At 36.1% G+C, this 20280-nt stretch carries 21 protein-coding genes; 8 read left to right on the top strand and 13 right to left on the bottom strand.

Annotated elements, in window-relative coordinates:
- The first annotated feature begins 509 nt into the window (after positions 1-509).
- Entirely contained in the window at positions 510-764 is a 255-nt protein-coding gene (locus tag HMPREF2660_RS06280; protein ID WP_013598348.1) for a hypothetical protein, read from the top strand.
- A 184-nt stretch (positions 765-948) separates the two neighbouring features.
- On the opposite strand, the gene gyrB is transcribed toward HMPREF2660_RS06280, so the two are convergent.
- The 3 genes from gyrB to HMPREF2660_RS06265 form a co-directional block, all read right to left on the bottom strand.
- Positions 949-2883, bottom strand: coding sequence for a DNA topoisomerase (ATP-hydrolyzing) subunit B (gene gyrB, locus HMPREF2660_RS06275; protein WP_070486176.1), 1935 nt, complete (start codon positions 2881-2883; stop codon positions 949-951).
- A gap of 128 nt (positions 2884-3011) precedes the next feature.
- A complete protein-coding gene (gene rsmG, locus HMPREF2660_RS06270; RefSeq protein ID WP_013598346.1) occupies positions 3012-3641 on the bottom strand; it encodes a 16S rRNA (guanine(527)-N(7))-methyltransferase RsmG in 630 nt (209 codons plus the stop codon).
- Between the two features lie 9 nt (positions 3642-3650).
- A complete protein-coding gene (locus HMPREF2660_RS06265) occupies positions 3651-4097 on the bottom strand; it encodes a GAF domain-containing protein (RefSeq protein WP_041942302.1) in 447 nt (148 codons plus the stop codon).
- 153 nt (positions 4098-4250) lie between these two features.
- Here HMPREF2660_RS06265 and xrtF point away from each other — a divergent pair, with 153 nt between their 5' ends.
- Both xrtF and HMPREF2660_RS06255 read left to right on the top strand, forming a co-directional pair.
- On the top strand, positions 4251-4802 hold the full coding sequence (gene xrtF / locus HMPREF2660_RS06260; protein WP_041942112.1) for an exosortase family protein XrtF: 552 nt from the start codon (positions 4251-4253) through the stop codon (positions 4800-4802).
- Positions 4786-5232, top strand: coding sequence for an exosortase F system-associated membrane protein (locus HMPREF2660_RS06255; RefSeq protein WP_013598343.1), 447 nt, complete (start codon positions 4786-4788; stop codon positions 5230-5232). The genes xrtF and HMPREF2660_RS06255 overlap by 17 nt, the downstream gene beginning before the upstream one ends.
- Here HMPREF2660_RS06255 and HMPREF2660_RS06250 read toward each other — a convergent pair.
- Positions 5229-5489: a hypothetical protein gene (locus HMPREF2660_RS06250; RefSeq protein WP_013598342.1), complete on the bottom strand. Its 261-nt coding sequence runs from the start codon at positions 5487-5489 to the stop codon at positions 5229-5231. The two genes, HMPREF2660_RS06255 and HMPREF2660_RS06250, sit on opposite strands and share 4 nt — an antisense overlap.
- A 12-nt stretch (positions 5490-5501) precedes the next feature.
- Positions 5502-6251, bottom strand: a complete 750-nt coding sequence (gene rlmB / locus HMPREF2660_RS06245) for a 23S rRNA (guanosine(2251)-2'-O)-methyltransferase RlmB (RefSeq protein ID WP_013598341.1) — start codon at positions 6249-6251, stop codon at positions 5502-5504.
- A gap of 95 nt (positions 6252-6346) precedes the next feature.
- Here rlmB and HMPREF2660_RS06240 point away from each other — a divergent pair, with 95 nt between their 5' ends.
- Both HMPREF2660_RS06240 and HMPREF2660_RS06235 read left to right on the top strand, forming a co-directional pair.
- The gene (locus HMPREF2660_RS06240) at positions 6347-7141 is read left to right on the top strand and encodes a thymidylate synthase (RefSeq protein WP_070486174.1); all 795 of its coding nucleotides are present in this window, start codon (positions 6347-6349) and stop codon (positions 7139-7141) included.
- A 76-nt stretch (positions 7142-7217) separates the two neighbouring features.
- A complete protein-coding gene (locus HMPREF2660_RS06235; RefSeq protein WP_083299080.1) occupies positions 7218-9746 on the top strand; it encodes a M1 family metallopeptidase in 2529 nt (842 codons plus the stop codon).
- 62 nt (positions 9747-9808) lie between these two features.
- Here HMPREF2660_RS06235 and pyrF read toward each other — a convergent pair whose 3' ends face one another.
- The gene (pyrF, locus tag HMPREF2660_RS06230) at positions 9809-11158 is read right to left on the bottom strand and encodes an orotidine-5'-phosphate decarboxylase (RefSeq protein WP_013598338.1); all 1350 of its coding nucleotides are present in this window, start codon (positions 11156-11158) and stop codon (positions 9809-9811) included.
- 154 nt (positions 11159-11312) lie between these two features.
- Positions 11313-12938 (bottom strand): ABC-F family ATP-binding cassette domain-containing protein, encoded by a 1626-nt coding sequence (locus HMPREF2660_RS06225; protein ID WP_013598337.1) that lies wholly within the window; start codon positions 12936-12938, stop codon positions 11313-11315.
- Positions 12939-13006: 68 nt separating this feature from the next.
- Here HMPREF2660_RS06225 and smpB point away from each other — a divergent pair, with 68 nt between their 5' ends.
- From smpB to HMPREF2660_RS06210, 3 genes are all read left to right on the top strand, one after another.
- Positions 13007-13459 carry an SsrA-binding protein SmpB gene (gene smpB, locus HMPREF2660_RS06220; protein ID WP_115042210.1) on the top strand — a complete coding sequence of 151 codons (453 nt, stop codon included), beginning with the start codon at positions 13007-13009 and terminating at the stop codon, positions 13457-13459.
- Between the two features lie 54 nt (positions 13460-13513).
- Positions 13514-15016, top strand: coding sequence for an OmpA family protein (locus HMPREF2660_RS06215; RefSeq protein WP_013598335.1), 1503 nt, complete (start codon positions 13514-13516; stop codon positions 15014-15016).
- 119 nt (positions 15017-15135) lie between these two features.
- Entirely contained in the window at positions 15136-15660 is a 525-nt protein-coding gene (locus HMPREF2660_RS06210; protein ID WP_013598334.1) for a hypothetical protein, read from the top strand.
- Between the two features lie 45 nt (positions 15661-15705).
- Here the strand turns inward: HMPREF2660_RS06210 and cmk are convergent, their stop codons facing one another.
- From cmk to HMPREF2660_RS06180, 6 genes are all read right to left on the bottom strand, one after another.
- A complete protein-coding gene (gene cmk / locus HMPREF2660_RS06205; protein ID WP_070486172.1) occupies positions 15706-16404 on the bottom strand; it encodes a (d)CMP kinase in 699 nt (232 codons plus the stop codon).
- Between the two features lie 28 nt (positions 16405-16432).
- Entirely contained in the window at positions 16433-17461 is a 1029-nt protein-coding gene (gene porQ / locus HMPREF2660_RS06200; RefSeq protein WP_070486170.1) for a type IX secretion system protein PorQ, read from the bottom strand.
- 66 nt (positions 17462-17527) lie between these two features.
- Positions 17528-18256 (bottom strand): acyl-[acyl-carrier-protein] thioesterase, encoded by a 729-nt coding sequence (locus HMPREF2660_RS06195; protein WP_070486169.1) that lies wholly within the window; start codon positions 18254-18256, stop codon positions 17528-17530.
- Positions 18257-18265: 9 nt separating this feature from the next.
- Positions 18266-18760 (bottom strand): 6,7-dimethyl-8-ribityllumazine synthase, encoded by a 495-nt coding sequence (gene ribH / locus HMPREF2660_RS06190; RefSeq protein WP_070486166.1) that lies wholly within the window; start codon positions 18758-18760, stop codon positions 18266-18268.
- A gap of 129 nt (positions 18761-18889) precedes the next feature.
- Positions 18890-19591: a tetratricopeptide repeat protein gene (locus HMPREF2660_RS06185; RefSeq protein WP_013598329.1), complete on the bottom strand. Its 702-nt coding sequence runs from the start codon at positions 19589-19591 to the stop codon at positions 18890-18892.
- Positions 19592-19669: 78 nt separating this feature from the next.
- Positions 19670-20269 (bottom strand): porin family protein, encoded by a 600-nt coding sequence (locus HMPREF2660_RS06180; protein WP_013598328.1) that lies wholly within the window; start codon positions 20267-20269, stop codon positions 19670-19672.
- Between the last annotated feature and the right edge of the window lie 11 nt (positions 20270-20280).

The following is a 20280-nucleotide window of genomic DNA, read 5'->3' as shown; positions in this document are numbered from 1 at the left end:
TAGACGTACTATAGTTTACAGTAAATACATGATAAAATTTCACAGTAAGCCTATCCAAAAAAGCTGCTATTTCTCAACTATTGTCTTACAATTACACTAATGATTCTGAATTTTCTCGAACATTCTATACTAAACGATCATTGTAATTGGTACACTGTTATAAACACAAAATCATCTTAAGCAAAAAAAAATAAATTTTTAGGTTTGTTTTCTTGTTCAAAGTAAAAAACAGTAATTATCTAAACTACGAGAAACTTCTTCAGAAATATTCATTTCATTATTTATAATTTTACGAAAAATAATCTAACTTTTTTCTCGATTAGACTGAATTATTGAAAAGATTTATTTTGTAAAACTATTTTACAAAAACCTAACTATCAAGCGTTTGTAAAACAAAAACGGTTATACAACGAGAGTACAACGGATATTCAAAACGAAATTGAGACACCGCCGTACATTTGCTATGTCAAAATGAGACAAAAAAAGTTTAACAAATAATATTTAAGAAAATGAAAAAATTATTTTTATCTGCAGCAGTTGCTGCTTTAGCATTCGGAGCTATTTCATGTGAGAAAAAAGAAGAAGTTGCAACTGAACCAGTTGTTGAGGAGCAAGTTGCTGAATTAGATTCAGTTACTACAGAAGAAGTAGAAAAAATTGATTCTGTTGCTGCTGATGCTGCTGCTACAATGGAAGATGCTGCTCACAATGCTGCTGATAAAGTAGAAGAGGCTGCTGACAAAGTAGAAGAAGCTGCTAAATAAGTAAATTATTACTGATTTAATAGAATTTTAAACCATCTCAATGAGATGGTTTTTTTATGCAATTAACTTTCTGCTAAAGTGCTAAAGTTAACTTCTGTTCACTACGATATGCACAATTTAAAAAAAACCGCTCGATAATCGAGTGGTTTTTTTTGATTTTACTAATTTTTATTCCAATGCTTACTTATGCATCAATTTTTGCATATTCAGCATTCTTCTCGATGAACTCTCGACGTGGCTGTACATCATCCCCCATTAGCATCGAAAATACACGATCTGCCTCGGCAGCATTTTCTATAGTAACTTTTCTCATAGTTCTATTTTGCGGATTGAGTGTTGTATCCCAAAGCTGCTCTGCATTCATTTCACCAAGACCTTTATAGCGCTGGATAGTTACTCCTTTGCCATCTGGAGCAAGTTTCTCTATCAATGCTTCCCGTTCTTCTTCTCCCCAAGCATATTCTGCTTTATTTCCTTTTTTCACTAAATATAATGGTGGTGTTGCTATATAAATGTGCCCATTCTCTATCAACTCTTTCATGTAACGGAAGAAAAAAGTAAGAATCAAAGTCGCAATGTGCGAACCATCGACATCGGCGTCCGTCATAATCACAACTTTATGATAGCGAAGTTTTGAGATATTGAGTGCTTTTGAATCTTCCTCTGTTCCGATAGATACCCCTAGAGCCGTGTAGATATTTTTGATCTCTTCATTATCAAGAACTTTATGAGCCATTGCTTTCTCCACATTTAAAATCTTTCCTCTTAAAGGAAGAATAGCCTGAAAATGTCGATCACGTCCCTGTTTTGCTGTTCCTCCTGCCGAATCCCCTTCGACCAAGAAAATTTCTGATTCCTCTGGATTGCGAGAAGAACAATCGGCCAATTTACCCGGCAATCCACTACCACCCATTGGGTTTTTCCTTTGCACCATCTCTCTAGCTTTCTTAGCAGCCTGACGAGCTTTTGCAGCAAGGATAACTTTGTCTACAATTATTTTGGCTTCAATTGGATTTTCTTCTAAGAAGTTTGTCAACATTTCTGATACGATTTTATCAACCGCACCACTTACTTCTGAGTTTCCTAATTTCGTTTTGGTTTGTCCTTCGAATTGAGGTTCCATAACTTTAACAGAAATAATCGCCGTTAAACCTTCTCGGAAGTCATCTCCTACAATTTCGACTTTTTCTTTTGTAAGATTAAAGTTTTCATCTGCATATTTTTTTAAAGTTCGGGTCAATGCACGACGAAATCCTGCCAAATGTGTTCCTCCTTCGTGGGTGTTGATATTGTTAACGTACGAATGCAAGTTCTCATTGTATGAGGTATTGTATCGCATTGCTACCTCAACAGGAATGCCATCGCGTTCTCCTTCCATACAAATAACGTTATCCATAATCGCCTCACGATTACCGTCGATAAACTCTACGAATTCTTTTAATCCACCATCCGAATGAAAAACTTCGAGCAATGGTTCACCTTTCTCATCTTTCACGCGCTCATCTGCTAGCGTAATGGTGACTCCTTTATTTAGATACGACAATTCTCGTAAACGATTTGCCAGTGTATTGAAATTATACTCTAGTTCGTTAAAGATGGTATTGTCGGGCGTGAAGGTTACTGTCGTACCACTTTTATCGGTATCGCCAACTTGTTTTACATCATATAATGGTTTCCCTTTTTCGTACTCTTGGATATAGTGTTTACCGTTTTTGAAAACTTCTGCCGTAAGATGGTTAGAAAGGGCATTAACGCACGAAACACCAACTCCGTGAAGCCCTCCAGAAACTTTATAGGTGTCTTTATCGAATTTTCCACCAGCACCAATTTTGGTCATGACAACTTCTAAAGCAGATTTTCCTTCTTTTTTGTGGATGTCTACCGGAATACCGCGACCGTTATCCGAAACGGATATTGAATTTCCTTCTAATATTTTCACAGAAATGGTATCACAAAATCCAGCAAGGGCCTCGTCTATTGAATTGTCAACAACTTCATAAACCAAGTGGTGTAGTCCACGTGTTCCAACGTCACCAATGTACATCGAAGGACGAAGACGAACGTGCTCCATCCCCTCGAGGGCTTGGATATTGTCTGCTGTATAGGTGTTTTGACTCATACTTCTTTTTTCTTCAATTTTTTTTATATATAACTTTCAAATATACAAAAAAAATATGAGTCTCCCATGACAGAAAACTCATATTATTCTTGATATTTTTATTCTAAAAACGACCTGCTAGCATGGTTTTATAAATCTTTTTTATTGAGATATACTACTTTTTTTGTTTGGAAAAATTCTTCATCAAAAAAATCAGAAATTGAGTACAGTTTTGCGCTAGGAAAGTCTGTCAACTCTTCACTAAGGTCACCTCCTTTCAGATACAATAATCCGTTGGGCAATGGGTTATTATTTTGATCATTAAATTTATCTCGTATCCATTCTACAAATTTTGGCATGGCAGTCACTGCTCGTGATACCACAAAATCGTATTGATCGGTGAGAGATTCGGCTCTTTTCTGTTCTGCCTTTACATTTTCTAGCCCCAAGGAAGTTGCTATAGCATGAACTACTTTTATTTTTTTGCCAATAGAATCCACCAAATGAAAATGAACATTTGGGAAAAGAATGGCCAAAGGAATCCCAGGTAAACCACCTCCAGTACCAACATCCAACACTTTCGAGCCGTCTGTAAACTCCATTACTTTGGCAATCGCAAGGGAATGCAAAATATGGTTAACATAAAGTTTGTCTATGTCTTTTCGCGATACAACATTTATCTGCTCATTCCATTCTTTATACAAATCTCCCAAACGCGATAATTGCTCGATTTGTTTCTTTGTTAAACTCGGGAAGTATCTTATTATAATGTCTACCATTGTATTTTTCTATAATAATTTTGCTACTCGTTGGCATATATGTTCTAGAAGCTGAATGTCTTTATTGGTAAAAGGATTAAGTGTATGGGAATCTATATCTATCTGACCTATATTTTCTCCATGCTTGATTATCGGAACTACAATTTCTGCTTTTGTTTCGATGCTGCAACTGAGATAATTATTTTCTTTTTGTACATCGGGCACCAAAAATAGCTCATTACTCTCTGCCACTTGCCCACAAATTCCTTTACCAAACGGGATAATCGTATGTTCGGTAACTGCACCAGCGAATGGACCGAGCTTCAACTCGTTTTTATCGCCATTCTTAAAATAAAATCCCACCCAATTATAGTAATCAATTTCTGTATGCAAAAGTGTACATACTTTTTGTAGTTTGTCTTCTATCTGATGATGAGCATCGAGCAAAATGTCTATTCTTTTTTGTAATTCTTCCATAAAAAGCGTATTGAACAGCAAAGTTAAGTAAAGATTCTCTTTTCCGTACTTCTGGAGGACAGAAACTCCTAAAAAAATAGACATAACTTAATGTACACGACAAACAAAATACTATTTTTTCTTCTATATTTGTTCTTACACAATGACAATTTAATGAAAGAATATAAATCGCTTTTTCTTTTTCTCCTAAAATTCCTCGGAACCTATGTTTTGCTAATTTTGCTCTATAATCTATATCTCGAAAATTATTTGCCTGCTCACAATCCCGATCCTTTCACGGCTTTCACATCAAACACGACGAGCGCGGTGCTTAATTTTATAGGTTTTCCGGCAGAGAGTTATCATATCGAAAACGAGCCTTATTACCGAATTGCTATCAATGGTATTTCTACCTCTATCGTAAACGAGGGCTGCAATGCCCTATCGATTATGATTATTTTCGTGGCTTTTGTTGTAGCTTTTAGTACAAATTTCAGAACTACCTTTCTTTATATTTTTGTAGGATTAATTTTTTTATTTTTGATGAATATCGGACGAATCGTTTTGCTAAATTGGATTTTTCGTTATCATCCTTCCTACGGAAAAATGGCGCATGATTATCTTTTCCCGGCACTGATTTATGGTTCGATTGTGATTCTTTGGATAGTTTGGATCCGCTTTTTTGTGATGAAAAAAAACAAACACAACAATGAAGAAGTGGCTTAGATTTTTATGGGCAGCCCTATTTTTGGTAGGATTAATTATGATTCGCGTTTTTGAAAAAGATTTATTTTACGATCCTTTTCTAGAATATTTTCAACGAGATACAAGCAACCAAACATTTCCTTATTATGTATTGTCTCGGGTAAATGCAAGTATTCTCTTTCGTTACGCTTTAAACGCTTTACTTACCACAGCAATCATTGCGGTGCTTTTCCAGAACAAAAAATATACTCGCTTTACAGTTTTGGTTCTGATTATTAGTTTATTTGTATTATTACCATTGTACAATTACGCAATAAAACAAGAGTTTCAGCTGGGGACTAATATAGGATTTTACATTCGACGATTTCTCATTCAACCGATGTATGTTCTTCTATTGATTCCTTCTTTTTTCTATCAAAATTACCTCAACAAAAACAACCGTGAGAATTAATTGTTTTCTTCTGATTTTTGCTCAGTGATAACGACAGCTTCAGCTGCTTTACGGATTGCTTCTTCTCTTTTTATTTTTCTACGTTTGTAAGCCCATCCTACAATTCCACCTAAAAAGAAACCCAAGCCACTGCCCAAAAAAATTCCTACTATAAATTCTTTATTGATAAATAATCGATCCAATTGCAATTCGGCAAACGAAAATAGACCGATTCCTATTGCGAAAAGCAAGATTCCGATAATAGTTGTGTATTTCATAGTTATTGGTTTTTAAAATAAATCTACATTCAGACGCTGACGAACAGCTTCGTACAAAATTGCACCACAGGCAACCGAAACGTTGAGAGATGCTGTTTGCCCTGCCATAGGTAATTTTATGATATAATCTGAAACTTTCAGTAAAGCATCCGACACTCCGTCCTCTTCACTTCCCATGATTATTGCCAAAGGAGTAGTGAAATCCACATCGTATAAATAGGTGTCGGACTTTTCAGATGCTGCAGCCAAAACTATCCCAGATTGTTGTAAATAGTCTACTGTTTTTTTTAGGTTGTTTTCTTTACAAATAGGAATGTTATACAAAGCACCAGCAGAAGTTTTTACCGCATCGGCATTTACAGAAGCAGATCCTTTATAGGGGATAATAATTGCGTCTATCCCAACACATTCGGCCGTACGTGCAATAGCACCAAAATTACGCACATCACTCACTCGATCGAGAATGAGTAGAAAAGGCGTTTTTCCTCTTTCGTAAATTTGTGGAAGAACGTTTTCTATAGAATCGAATTCGATTGGCGAGAGAAAGGCATAGACTCCTTGATGGTTTTTACCGGTCAGTCGATTCAACTTTTCAACCGGAACATAGCTTGTCGGAATCTCGTATTGCGCAATTAGTTTTCTCAGCTGAGAAAAAATTTCACCTTGTAAGCCTTTCTGCACAAACAACTTGTCGATTGTTTTTCCCGACTCTATAGCTTCTATTATGGGTCTTAAACCAAAAATACCTCCTTCGTTCTTCATGCGGTAAAGATAAGGTTTTTTTAAAAAAAATTAGGGTTTACAAATTTTCATAATCAAAAGATATCCGTTAATTTGTAAAAAAACAATCGTTTATCATGAAACAATACTTAGACCTGTGTAAGAAAGTAATGCAAGAAGGCACCCTAAAAGAAGACCGAACCGGTACTGGTACAAAAAGTATTTTTGGTTACCAGATGCGGTTTGACCTCAACGAGGGTTTCCCCTTAGTGACTACAAAAAAAGTGCATCTAAAGTCTATAATTTACGAATTGTTATGGTTTCTAAAGGGCGAAACAAATATTTCTTATCTTACTGAAAATGGAGTGAGAATCTGGAATGAGTGGGCGGATGAAAATGGAGAATTAGGACCTGTTTACGGAAAACAGTGGAGAAGTTGGGCTAAACCAAATGGCGAAACGATAGATCAAATAAAAGAAGTTATTGACCAAATAAAAACCAATCCAGATTCTAGAAGATTGATCGTTTCTGCGTGGAATGTGGGCGAACTAGATGAAATGGCTCTTGCTCCTTGTCATGCTTTTTTTCAGTTCTATGTTGCCGATGGTAAACTTTCCTTACAGCTCTACCAAAGAAGTGCAGATCTTTTTTTAGGTGTCCCGTTCAACATTGCCTCATATGCCTTGTTGCAAATGATGGTTGCCCAAGTTTGTAATCTAGAGTTAGGGGATTTTGTTCATACTTTTGGAGATGCACATATTTATAAAAATCATTTCGATCAAATAGAACTCCAATTATCTCGTGATCCTTTTCCCTTACCGAAGATGAAAATTAATCCGGATGTAAAAGATATTTTCGATTTTCAGTTTTCTGATTTCGAGTTGATAGACTACCAGTCACATCCGCACATCAAAGGAATTGTTGCAGTTTAGGAATGTTTTGCATCTTTTCATTATGACGATTTATATCCTATCTAAACTTATATCCTACCAAAATCATTGAATTAAAATGAATAAAAAACTATTCTTATTAGCAAGTCTTTGCTTAGGTTTACATTTTACAACAGCTCAAATCTCTGGAACACCGCCGAGTTATGATGAGCAGCAAGCCGATAAAATAGCCATTTATAGAGCAGAAGCCGAACGCGTTCATACGCTTATCCACACGAAACTAGATCTGAAATTTGACTATAAAAAAGAGCATGTTTTGGGTGAGGCTTGGCTAGATCTGAAACCTCATTTTTATCCTAGCAAACAATTGATTTTAGATGCAAAAGCAATGCTAATTCATGAAGTAGTGTTGATCGATAACAACAAACAAAAAAAACTAAAATACCATAACGATGACAATCAATTAATTATCGATCTAGACAAAACCTATACACGCAATGAACCGTATAAAATCTATATCAAATACACAGCTCGGCCAAACGAAATAAAGCAAGCAGGAAGCGATGCAATTACCGCTGCCAAAGGATTATATTTTATCAATGCAGACGGAAGCGACCCTGATAAACCAACACAAGTTTGGACACAAGGAGAAACCGAATCTTCATCTTGTTGGTTCCCGACCATAGACAAACCGAATCAAAAAACCTCACAAGAAATTTATCTTACCTATCCCGAAAAATACATATCATTATCAAATGGTTTATTAAAATCCTCTAAAATAAACAACGACGGAACGAAAACCGATTATTGGAAGTTCGATTTTCAACATGCTCCTTATCTATTTTTTGTAGGGATTGGCGATTATGCCATCATCAAAGATAAATGGAAGAATATCGAAGTAAACTATTATGTAGAGCCTGCTTACAAAGACTATGCAAAAGATATATTTGGCCATACACCCGAAATGCTACAATTCTTCTCGGATTTGCTCCAATATCCCTACCCATGGGACAAATACTCGCAAATTACTGGGCGCGACTACATTTCTGGCGCAATGGAAAATACAGGCGCTGTCTTATTTTACGAAAATGTGCAACAAAAGCCAGGACAATTAATAGACGAAAATATTGCCGAATCGATTATTGCACACGAATTATTTCACCATTGGTTTGGAAATTTAGTAACCGCAGAAAGCTGGTCTAATCTTTTGATTAACGAAGCGTTTGCAAACTATTCTGAGTATTTATGGTTCGAACACAAATTCGGAAAAGAGAAAGCAGAGGAACACCGTCTCGATGATATTGAAAGTTATAAAATGGGCGACAACCTCAACAAGGATTTGGTAAGGATGCATTACAATTCTCGCGAAGATGTTTTCGATGCGGTAACTTACAATAAAGGTGGTGCAATTACCCATATGCTAAGAAATTATTTGGGTGATGATGCATTTTTCACCGGTCTTAATCATTTTCTCAACCAACACAAATTCGGGAAAGCTGAAGCAGTTGACCTTCGCTTGGCTCTGGAAGAAGTTTCGGGCAAAGACCTCAATTGGTTTTTCGATCAATGGTATTTTGGCAACGATCACCCAAAACTCAACATTGCATATGATTATCATACCCAAAACAAAAAAATTATCGTAACCATAAAACAAGAAGGAGAAAAACTTTTTGAGTTTCCTTTTACTATTGATTACCGTATAAATGGAAAAGTGCATAGAGAAATTGTTTGGGTAGGAAAAAAAGTAATCAACACTTTTAGTTTTGACGCTGATCAAAAACCAGAAGTCATCATACCAAATGCCAACGAAGTCTTACTTTGCGACCTGAAAGATAATAAAACCATCGATGAATTTATCGCCCAATACCAAGCTGGCGAAGGTAATTATGGAGTACGAAAAAGAGCAATCGATGCCTTTGTAGAGGCACAAGCTACCAATGAAAAAGCATTGAATGCTTTGATCAAAGCAACGCAAGATCCGTATGAAGGTCTTCGTATTATGGCGATTAACAAATTAGACCCAAGCTCGCAAAAAGTTATACAGAAGGCCAGTGCGACCATAAAAAGCTTAGCACAAAATGACCCAAAAACAAAAGTTCAGGCAGCTGCAATTTCTTGGTTAAATTTCACACAACAAGTTGATCTTTCTCTTTATGAAACTCTAGCCAAAAGTCCATCTTTTTCGGTACAAGCTGCAGCTATTAATGGAATCCTGAAGCAAGACCCGAGCAAAGCTTCGGCATATATCAATACGGTAGAAGATGAAGTAATCAGCGGAAGTCCTGCACTTATTGCTAATTTACTCCCTGAATGGATTGACAATAACGATCTATCAAAATCAAAATTAGTAGCAGAAACCGTCGCATTTTATGCGTTTGCTCCTTTCCAAGATCCTCGGAATGCGAAAGTTATTGCACAAGGATTCGAGTGGGTGATGAAAAATGACACCCCGACTGCGACCAAACGAATTGCTAAATTGTATAGTTCATATTATGCTTTTCTGAAAAATGAAAATCCGCAAGCCAGTGTGCTTATTAAACAAATGGCTCAAAATGCATTATCGATAAAATCGAATGCTGCCAGAGAAAATAAAAAGCTCGAAAATCAAGTAAAAGAAATTCAAGCTGCTCTAGATAAAATGAAATAGACACAAAAAAATCCGCAAAAATTTGCGGATTTTTTTTTATATAACGAATACGATCTATTGTATTAATTCAAGCTTTGCAAATAAGCTATCCATCCCAGTGTTTGATATTCTTTGGCAGCTGTTTTAACGTCGGCAGATTTGTACAGCCCACGACCAACAATCATAAAGTCGGTATGGTAATTATTGAAAACAACTTCTGGCGTGTTGTATTGTTGCCCTTTGCTATCACCACTTACATTGATATTTACACCTGGCGTAAACAACAACAAATGATCACCAATTTTGCGCTGTGCAACACAACCTAAAACTTTGGGTTCGTTTTCGGATACATTGATTACTTTACTGAAATAGTAGTCGTCTGTTAAGGCACCTTTTGATGACATTTCGGCCAAAGTAATAACACCTGTATTCTCGAAAACCTTCAAACTTTCTGCTCCTCCAATCGGATGAACCGTTACCAAGTCTGCCCAGTCTGAAATTTTATAAATCGATTTCTTGAACTGCATTTCTTGCGTATTACCGATATCGGCAAACTTTCTATCCTCAAACAATAAGAATTCTTTTTCTTTAGCCAATTTCTTCAATTGATAGATTAAATCATCAGAAAAATCTTGAATGATATCGGAATGTAATTTTAGTGCTACAATATGGTCAGCTACTTCGTTTGCAAATCGCAACACTTCTGCAGAAGTAATGAGATCTGCTGACGCAATTAGATTCGATTGTTTTTTCAGAGCCAGTTCTACTAATCTTTTCCCGATAGGATGTGTTACTTTTTTTTCTTCTAGTGGAAGCCTTTTTTGTACAACTTCTTCGGTTGGATTGTTGAGAAATTCTTTTATTTTTACCTTTTCCGAATCGGTCAAACGATGATATTTATGTAGGATATCGATGACTTCGTTTATAGTAAAAAGTGTTTGCACATGATATCCTCGCTCGCGTAGTTTATCTACACCACCTTGTTCGCGATCGAGAACAACAACAAGATCCTCAACGATTAATCCTTCTCTCTCTACTTGGTCAATGGTTTCGAGTAAACTTTTACCAGACGTTATAACATCTTCTACCAGAAGACAGGTTTGGCCTTCGTGGAAAACACCTTCTACCATTCGCTTGGTTCCGTAACCTTTATTTTCTTTGCGTTTGATAATCAAGGGTATATTCGAGGTTAGACTCATCGCTGTTGCCATTGGTAGGGCAGCATAGGGTACACCGCAAATTAGTTCGAAATCTTTATTATCGACCAATTCTAACAAATTATTGGATAAAGTTTTCAATAATTGTGGGCTAGAAGCTAATGGTCTTAAATCAACATAAAAAGGTGATTCTATGCCGCTTTTCAGGGTAAAGTTTCCGAATTTGATGATTCCTAATTCGAACGCTTTTAATAAAAAATCTTCGCGTGGATTCATTTGTGTAATGTTTAAGCAAATTTAAGACTTATGATTAAAAAAATCCAATTATCAGCCAATTGTTTCTTTGTTTTGGATGAAAATATATTGGTTTATGGGTTTTTATCTATCCTAAAAATAAAAACCTCTAAACATAGTCAGAGGTTTCTTTCCTTTATTTTGCGTAATATTTTTGTTTCAATTCTTTTACTTTATCGTCTTCTAAGAATTCATCATAGGTCATGTAGCGATCGATGATTCCGTTTGGTGTAAGTTCTATGATTCTATTACAAGTAGTTTGTACCAACTCGTGGTCATGAGACCCCATTAGTAATGTTCCTTTAAAATTCTGTAGAGAATTATTCAGTGCTGTAATCGACTCTAAATCTAAGTGAGCTGTTGGCTCATCCATAATCAACACGTTGGCGCGCAACAGCATCATACGAGAAAACATACAACGCATTTTTTCTCCTCCGGATAGAACTGATGATTTTTTTAGGGCTTCGTCACCCGAGAATAACATCTTACCTAAAAATCCACGCATATATTCTTCGTGTCTTTCTTCGTCGTTTTCGGTGTATTGACGCAACCAATCGACTAAATTAATATCTTCTTTGAAGAATTCGGTATTGTCTAGCGGTAGATAAGCCTGAGTTGTGGTAACACCCCACGAATAATCTCCACTATCGGCTTGAGCATTACCCGAAATAATCTCGAAAAACTGAGTTACCGCTTTAGAGTTTCTTGAGAAAACGCCAATTTTATCTCCTTTTTTCAGATTCAGCGTTACATCCTTAAACAAAACCTCATCATCTACCGAAGCAGAAAGATTATTAATTTCTAGGATTTGATCACCTGCCTCACGAGATTGCTCCCATATAATAGCTGGATATCGACGAGAAGATGGCTTAATATCTTCTATATTTAGTTTATCGATCATTTTCTTACGTGCCGTTGCTTGTTTAGCTTTTGCAACGTTAGAAGAGAATCGAGCAATAAATTCTTGTAATTCTTTTTTCTTTTCTTCTGCTTTCTTATTTTGCTGTGCACGTTGTTTTGCAGCTAACTGAGAAGATTGGTACCAGAAAGTATAATTCCCAGAATATAAATTGAGTTTAGAGAAGTCTAAGTCGCAAATATGTGTACAAACTGCATCTAAGAAGTGACGGTCGTGCGAAACAACAATCACGGTGTTCTCGTAATTAGCCAAGAAGTCTTCTAACCAAGAAATCGTTTGCACGTCTAATTCGTTCGTTGGTTCATCGAGTATAAGTACATCTGGATTACCGAAAAGAGCCTGAGCGATCAAAACTCTCACTTTTGCTTTGTTATCCAAATCTCCCATCAGCGTATAATGCATATCCGACTCGATTCCTACATTCGATAAAAGGGCTGCAGCATCCGATTCGGCATTCCACCCTCCCATTTCCTCGTACTCTACACCAAGTTCACCAGCTTTTATCCCGTCTTCTTCGGAGAAATCTGGTTTGGCATAGAGTGCATCCATTTTTTCTTTGATATCATACAGCACTTTATTTCCTCGCAAAACGGTGTCTAATACGGTATATTCATCATATTTGAAGTGGTTTTGCTCCAAAACAGACATTCTTTTTCCTTTCTCTAAGGAAACTTGTCCTGAGGTAGGTTCTATTTCACCCGATAATATTTTCAGAAATGTAGATTTACCGGCACCATTTGCACCAATAATTCCATAGCAATTGCCATTTGTAAATTTTATATTAACTTCGTCGAAAAGTACGCGCTTGCCGAACTGTAGCGACAAATTAGAAACATTTAACATAATTTTTGGTATAATGTTTGTTTAATTTTGTGCAAAGTTACAAATTTTTAATTGGAAAATATTCTAAGGTGTCAAAAGAGATTAGTATAAAAAACAAACGAGCTCGTTTTGAATATGAGTTGTTAGAAGGATTTGATGCGGGCATTCAATTGTTTGGCACTGAAATAAAATCTATTCGTCTTGGCAAAGCTTCTATAGTAGACAGTTTCTGCCAAATGAAAAATGGTGAATTGTATATTATAAACATGTTTATCGATGAATATGCATGGGGAACGCATTACAATCATCTCCCGAAGAGAGAAAGAAAATTATTATTGCAAAAAAAAGAATTAAAAAAACTAGAGCGAAAAACAAAAGAAACAGGCCTCACAATAGTGCCTACTACATTGTATATCAATGATAAAGGCTTGGCAAAATTAAGAATATACCTTGCCAAAGGAAAGAAACTATATGATAAGCGTGAAGCCCTTAAAGGAAAAGATTTGAAAAGAGATTTGGAAAGAATCATAAAGAATTCTTAAATTTGCATACTGTTTTAATTTTTTTGAATAAAACAAAATACTAAATATTTGATAATGAAAAAGTTTAATCTATTATTATCTACAGTTATGTTATTCGTTGCGGGTAGCACATTTGTAGATGCTCAGAATTCTCAGAATCCTTGGGCGATTACAGTAGGAGCACATGCAACGGATCACCGATCTGTTCGTGGTGCATTTGACCACTTCTTTGATACAGATAACTGGAGCATTGTTCCTCCACTATCTAAGTTATCGGTTATCCGTAACTTAAACCGTTCTTTTGACGTTGATTTAACGGCTTCGGTTGGTGAGATTGACAACAAACGTTTCAACATCAAAGACGAATTATTCATCAATGCAGGTTTAGGTTTACGCTATAAATTTGCGAATGATTACATCTTTAAATCAGACTCGTGGTTTGATCCGTATTTGAGAATTGGTGCCAACTACCACTACTACGATTACACTACTGCATTTGCAAATGCACAAGGTCAAACTACTACATTAGGTTCATCAAACAATCCTTATACACATGTAGCAGGGAAAGATGTAGAGACTGAGAAAAATCATTTTGGTCTTTCGGGAGGTGCTGGTATCAACTTCTGGTTTACTAAAAACTTTGGTTTGAACGTTGCTTCTGACTACAACTGGATTCCTTCTGCTAAGTCAGACTATTTCGATTTCTTCCAACACACAGTTGGGGTAACTTTCCGTTTCGGAAAACAAGATAGAGATGGTGATGGCATCCCTGACGAAGAAGATGCATGTCCGGACGACTTTGGTATCGCTACAGATGATCCATTAACAAATGGATGTCCTGATAGAGATGGTGACGGTGTATTTGACAAAGACGATGCATGTCCAGATGTACCAGGTCTAGCAGAGTTTAACGGATGTCCTGATACAGACGGTGACGGTATTCCAGATAACGAAGACGAATGTCCTGAAGTTGCAGGTCCGAAAGAAAACAACGGATGTCCTTGGCCAGATACTGACGGTGATGGAGTATTAGATAAAGACGATGAGTGTCCTACAGTACCAGGATTAGCAGAGTTTAACGGATGTCCTGATACAGACGGTGACGGTATTCCAGACAAGGATGATGCTTGTCCTACAGTAAAAGGTCCGAAAGAGAATAACGGATGTCCTTGGACTGAAGTTGAGGTTGCAAAACGTTTATCGAACATCTTATTCGAGTACAACTCAGATAAAATCGTTCCATCTTCTTACGAAGACGTACGTATAGCAGCTCAGATTCTTAACTCTGAAGATTTATTAGCTAACTCTTACTACATCGATGGACACGCTGACCAAAGAGGTAGAGATGCTTACAACAAAGCGTTATCATTGAAACGTGCACAAGCATTAGTTAACATCTTAGTAGAAAGAGGAAACGTTGATAGAAAACGTTTAACAGCTCGTGGATTAGGAAAAACTCAATTACTATGTACTGAAAACACTGAAGAGTGTTACCAAAGAAACAGACGTGTTGAGGTATTACCGAAAAACGCAGAAGTTATCGAAACGAAAGTTGTAAAACCTTCTAAAAAGAAATAATTCTTTCTTTAGATAAATAAAAAACCACCTCAATTGAGGTGGTTTTTTTATTATCCAGTATTTCAAGAAACATGGTAAAATGCATTAATTTTTCTTATATTTGTTATGGATACTGACCTATGTTACAGCAAAACAAAACCTTAAAGACAGTTATCATCATTGCCTGCAGTTTCTTTATTGTATGGTTTTTATTATATTTCCTTGTTGGCGAAAATTTCAGTTACAGCTTTACCAATACAAATTTACGCTTAGTCTTCCCGAAATGGGTTGTTTTCATGGCGGCAGTTTCTCTCTATCTCATAGTGATAATTCAAATTAATCTGAAAAAAAAGTGGCACTTTTCTAATATAATAAAATTTATTGTTGCCATTTTTCTTGGGATGATTCCATTTCTCTTGTATGGAATATTTTCTGTTACGCCTTGTCCCTTTTGGATGAAAAAATCAGAAAACATCCAAACATTATACATCTCTAAAATCAATCAAGAGCAAGTAATTATCCTACAAAAAAATACGTGTATAGATACACAAGAAATCCGTATAGATACAGTGAAAATTACGCCTTTTTTAGGATTTTTAGAATCTACTACTCCCATCTCTAAACAAGAAATAGAGCAACGTTATTGGCAGGAAGTAAAAAAGTAAATAATTGTCTTATTTTTGGTTAGATATACATCCTACTGGAATTTTTTATAAAACAGCAAGTTTCTGCTTTATTATTTGCAATGCTTTTTCTACGGTTTCTTCCAGATTCATACACGAATTATCGATAATAATTGCATCGTCTGCGGCTTTTAATGGAGCTATTGCTCGCGTACTATCTATCTTATCGCGTTCGATTACATTGGCCAAAACTTCTTCATAAGTTACCTGTTTACCTTCTGCTTGATATTCTAAAAACCTTCTTTCTGCACGTGCTTCTGCCGAGGCTGTAATAAAAAGCTTCACATTTGCATCTGGGAAAACCACGGTCCCGATATCGCGACCATCCATCACTACCTCCATCTCTTTTGCCATGCTACGCTGTAATTCTACACAAAGATCGCGCACTTCTTTTATGGCTGCAATATTGCTAACATGAGAGGAAATCTCTATCGAACGTATTTTATCTTCTACCCTTTCATTGTTGAGATAAGTTTCTAGTTTGCCGGTTTGTAGATTAGGTCTGAATTGGATAGATATAGAAGATAACAAAGGAATCAGTTTTTGGGTAGCGATTTGGTTATTTGGCGTAATAAAACCTTTACGTAATGCAAATAAGGTTATTGCTCGATACATCGCTCCACTATCGATATGTATAAAACCCAAGGCTTGTGCAATCCGTTTAGAAGTTGAACTTTTCCCGGTTGAAGAATAACCGTCTATAGCAATAACAATTGGTAATTTCATGTTGTAAAAATAAGAAAGAAAACTTAGATTATAACCATGGATTACTGCGCCAATAATCTCGCCCTTGGATCAGTCGATCTAGATTAACAATGATGCCGAAATGGTTTGCTCCACCCGATTTATGATAATTGGCATGAGCATATTCTATACGGAAAGCGTTTGCTCGAAAACCGAAACCATACGTAAGCCCAGCAAAAGAACGAACATCGTCTATAGCCAATTCATTTCCTCGTTTGAAGTTGTAGCCAATTCGTAAATTGAAATCTTGTTCTGGGAAAATTTCTGCTCCGATCGAAACGTGATCAATAAATTTACGTCCAAATGAAGTTTCTTTACCATTTTTATTTTCTGGTATCGAATTATCAAATTTTTGTAAGTCGTGCAAAGTAAGATTTAACTCTATTGGTACGTGCTCTAAACGATGCGTAAGACCTAGATTGATTTGCACAGGCATTTTTTCTTTTTTTCCATCGTAGGATTTGATCTGACTTCCGATATTTCTAGCGACCAATGTTGCATTAAAATTATCATCAAAATTATGATATGAAATGCCAATATCCGCTGCTACAGCCGAAGAAGTATATGATTCTATTCTAGAGTTGATATATTTTAGATTAACACCAACCGAAAAAAAATCACTTATTTCTCGTCCGTATCCCAGTACAATTGCCGCGTCATTTGCTTTAAAATCACCTGTAATATTCCCAATTTCATCTGCCCCGATTAATTTCCCATAATCGACATACTGCCCGTGTAAAGAAAGAAAATCAATGTCTGTTAATTGATAAACGCCCGAGAATGTTGCAAAATTCACATCTGCAATGTAAGAAACATAATTCATCGCCAGTTGACCATGCATTTTATGATTCATCAGCGCTGGATTCCATAGCGACATATTCGGATCGGTATCCCATGCAGTTTGTGCATTCCCACCCAAGGCTGCTTGTCTTGCAGAAGTCGATATATTAAGAAACTCATATACTCTTGTTCCGTCCTGAGCAAATGTTTGCTGAGAAACTCCTATCATTATCAACAAAAGTAAATATAGTTTACGCATATTTTCTGTTTCAATGTTGTTAGATAACGTGATTATTGGAGCTTTGGTATAAGAAGATTCGAAAAATTATTGATAAGTGATTCTAGCCACGAAATATATAAACTGTTCATCTCTAATGCGTAAATAGAGTTCGTGTTCTTGTCGATATTGTTCGATATGTATAATTCTCTGGTAAGATAGTTCTTTGAGAAAATTCATTTCCAAAACGGCAATCGAGCGTTCCAATACTTCTTCTTTGGACAAAGTATCGAGGCACCAAGTGAGATATTGAATATTATTAACATGATTCACTACATCTAAATCTGATAATTTTACTTGATATTCTGCAACTTTCTGGAAACTTTCTGGAGTTTCTATTTTATTATTTTCCAAAGATGTCGCATGTAAATCAGTGAAAATTTTCAGGTGGTCAGCGTCAATTTTCAATGCTTCTGGACGTCTTCTTTCTGTATTGAAAACGGCCCACAAACTCGACACACCGACTAGTTTCTTCCCTTCTTTCTTTATCTCGAGGTTCCGAATAGATTTCGGAACACGAAGTAACTCTAGCCAAGTATCAATTGTAACCTCATCATTGAGTTCGGGTAAAGTATCAATCTCAATCCGAATCCGATTCATCACCCAAGCCTGTTTATTATGCTGCAAATCATCAAAACCCAAACCACAAAAATCTGCATGATTGGCTGCGGTTATTTGTAGAATGTTTGCCAATTCTGGGTATTTTATTTTACGGTTGGGATAGACTCTACTGTAATCGATATAAAATTTTTCGGTATAATAATCGACAGGATTCATTTACAATATTTACGATAATTGAGATTTGAAATCGGCCATGATTACAGCTGCAACACCTGCTTCTACTCCTTTATTCCCATGTTTTCCGCCCGAACGATCAATCGATTGTTGTTCGTTTTCATCAGTTAATAAACAGAATATTATGGGCATTGGATGTTTCTGATTAAGAAATTGAATACCTTGGGTAACGCCTTGGCAGACATAATCAAAGTGTGCGGTTTCTCCTCTTATGACGCATCCTACCGTTATTATTCCGTCGAGATTTGGGTACTTTTGTGCGATTTTATCGGCTCCATAGACCAACTCGAAACTACCTGGCACATGCATCATTAAGATATCTTTTTCATCTACTCCCAAATCTATCAACGTATCTTTTACGCCATCTCTTAGATTGAATGTTATGTGATTATTCCATTCTGAGGTTACGATTGCAAAGCATTTTCCTTTACCTGATGGTAGTGTGCTTTTATCGTACTGTGATAGATTTTTATTTTCAGTTGCCATTATATTATGTTATTATTTTGTGCATGAGTAAAATTACGGCTATTCTTGCCAAGAAAAAAGTCGGGCCGAATAATAATTGTATCCAACCCGACTTTTTATTTGATAGTCTTCTATCTTTTGTTTGTTTTATTACTGACCTAGCGCATAAGTTAGACGTTCTACAAACTTCTCTGCTTCGTTATTGTTTGCTCCTGGGTATTTATCTACAATTGTCTGGAAATATTTTAGCGCATCTTCATTCTTACCTAAGCTCATCGCAATATTGCCTGCTTTGGTATAATATGTTTGCTCGATGGTAACAACGTTGGTTGCTTCTGCTGCTTTTACATAATATGGCAAACCTTCTTCTACTTTCCCGGTTTGTACTAAACAGTTTCCGATCATTCCGTATTTCTGAGCCATAAGAACTGGATCTTTGGTCGAGAAATCTTCGAACATTTTTATCGCAGTTGTATAATCACCCAGTTTGTAATATGCAACTCCGGCCTTTAGTTTGGCTAAATTTCCCGCATCTGTATTGCCATACTCGTCTACGATTTGTTGCAGCCCCATATAACTTCCTTTGCTCCCGTTGAGTGCTTGACCGATTGAGTCTTGCTCGAAAAGTCGTTCTGCTGTCACCATTTCTTTGAGTGCTTGATCTGATTTTGGGTCTACGATTAATTTTATATAAGCGAAATAACCCAATGCAGCAAGCACCACTATGCCGATTACAATTCCTATAGCTTTAGCATTTTTTTCTAAGAAGAGTTCCATATTAAGGGCGGTACGATCTAATTTCTGTACCAATTCCTCTGTTGTAGACTCTTCGTTTTTTACTTTCTTTGCCATGTAATATTATTAATGCGATTGCAAAAATAGGCTTCTATTTGCTTATTTCCAACAATCTTCTATAGTTTTATAACAGATTTAGAATAAATAAGCTACCGACAAATTTAGGAGTTTCGGAGTTGATTCTGTTTTGTAATCCCAGTTATCTTTTATAAACTCAGACGTTACTTTCCCAAATCCAAATTCGTAACGCAAATCGAATAAGAATCTAGAGACTTCTACTCCTGCACCGATATGCATTCCTACATTAAATTCATCTTGTTTTGCTTTGGAAATTTCGTTAAAAGAAATATCGTCATTAAAGTAATAAGAAAAGGTTGGTCCGATTTGTACGTGAGCTAATCCTAAAAATTCTTTTCCAATTCCTACAGGGATATCAATTCTTTTTTTAGTAATGTCGTATTGGATTCCTTGCGTTTCATACTCATTTTTATATTGTGTATACAATACTTCTGGCTGTACATAAATTCCTGCAAATTTTGCACGAATTAAGGCTCCTGCCTGGAAACCTGTAGATCCGTTTCCTTTGTCTCTGAAAATATTTCCAGCATTTTCTACTACCGACTTACCGTTATCGGCATTGAAAACAACGCCTGCCTTCAATCCAAAATCTAAACTTTGAGCTTGTGCAAATCCTGTAATTAATGCAGTTGTTGCGATAAATAATTTTTTTCTCATGGTATTTATTT

Origin of the sequence: Weeksella sp. HMSC059D05, assembly GCF_001809725.1 — a bacterium.
Classification (GTDB): domain Bacteria; phylum Bacteroidota; class Bacteroidia; order Flavobacteriales; family Weeksellaceae; genus Weeksella; species Weeksella virosa.
Note: the sequence above shows the minus strand (reverse complement) of the source record. Positions and strands in the feature narration are given on the sequence as shown.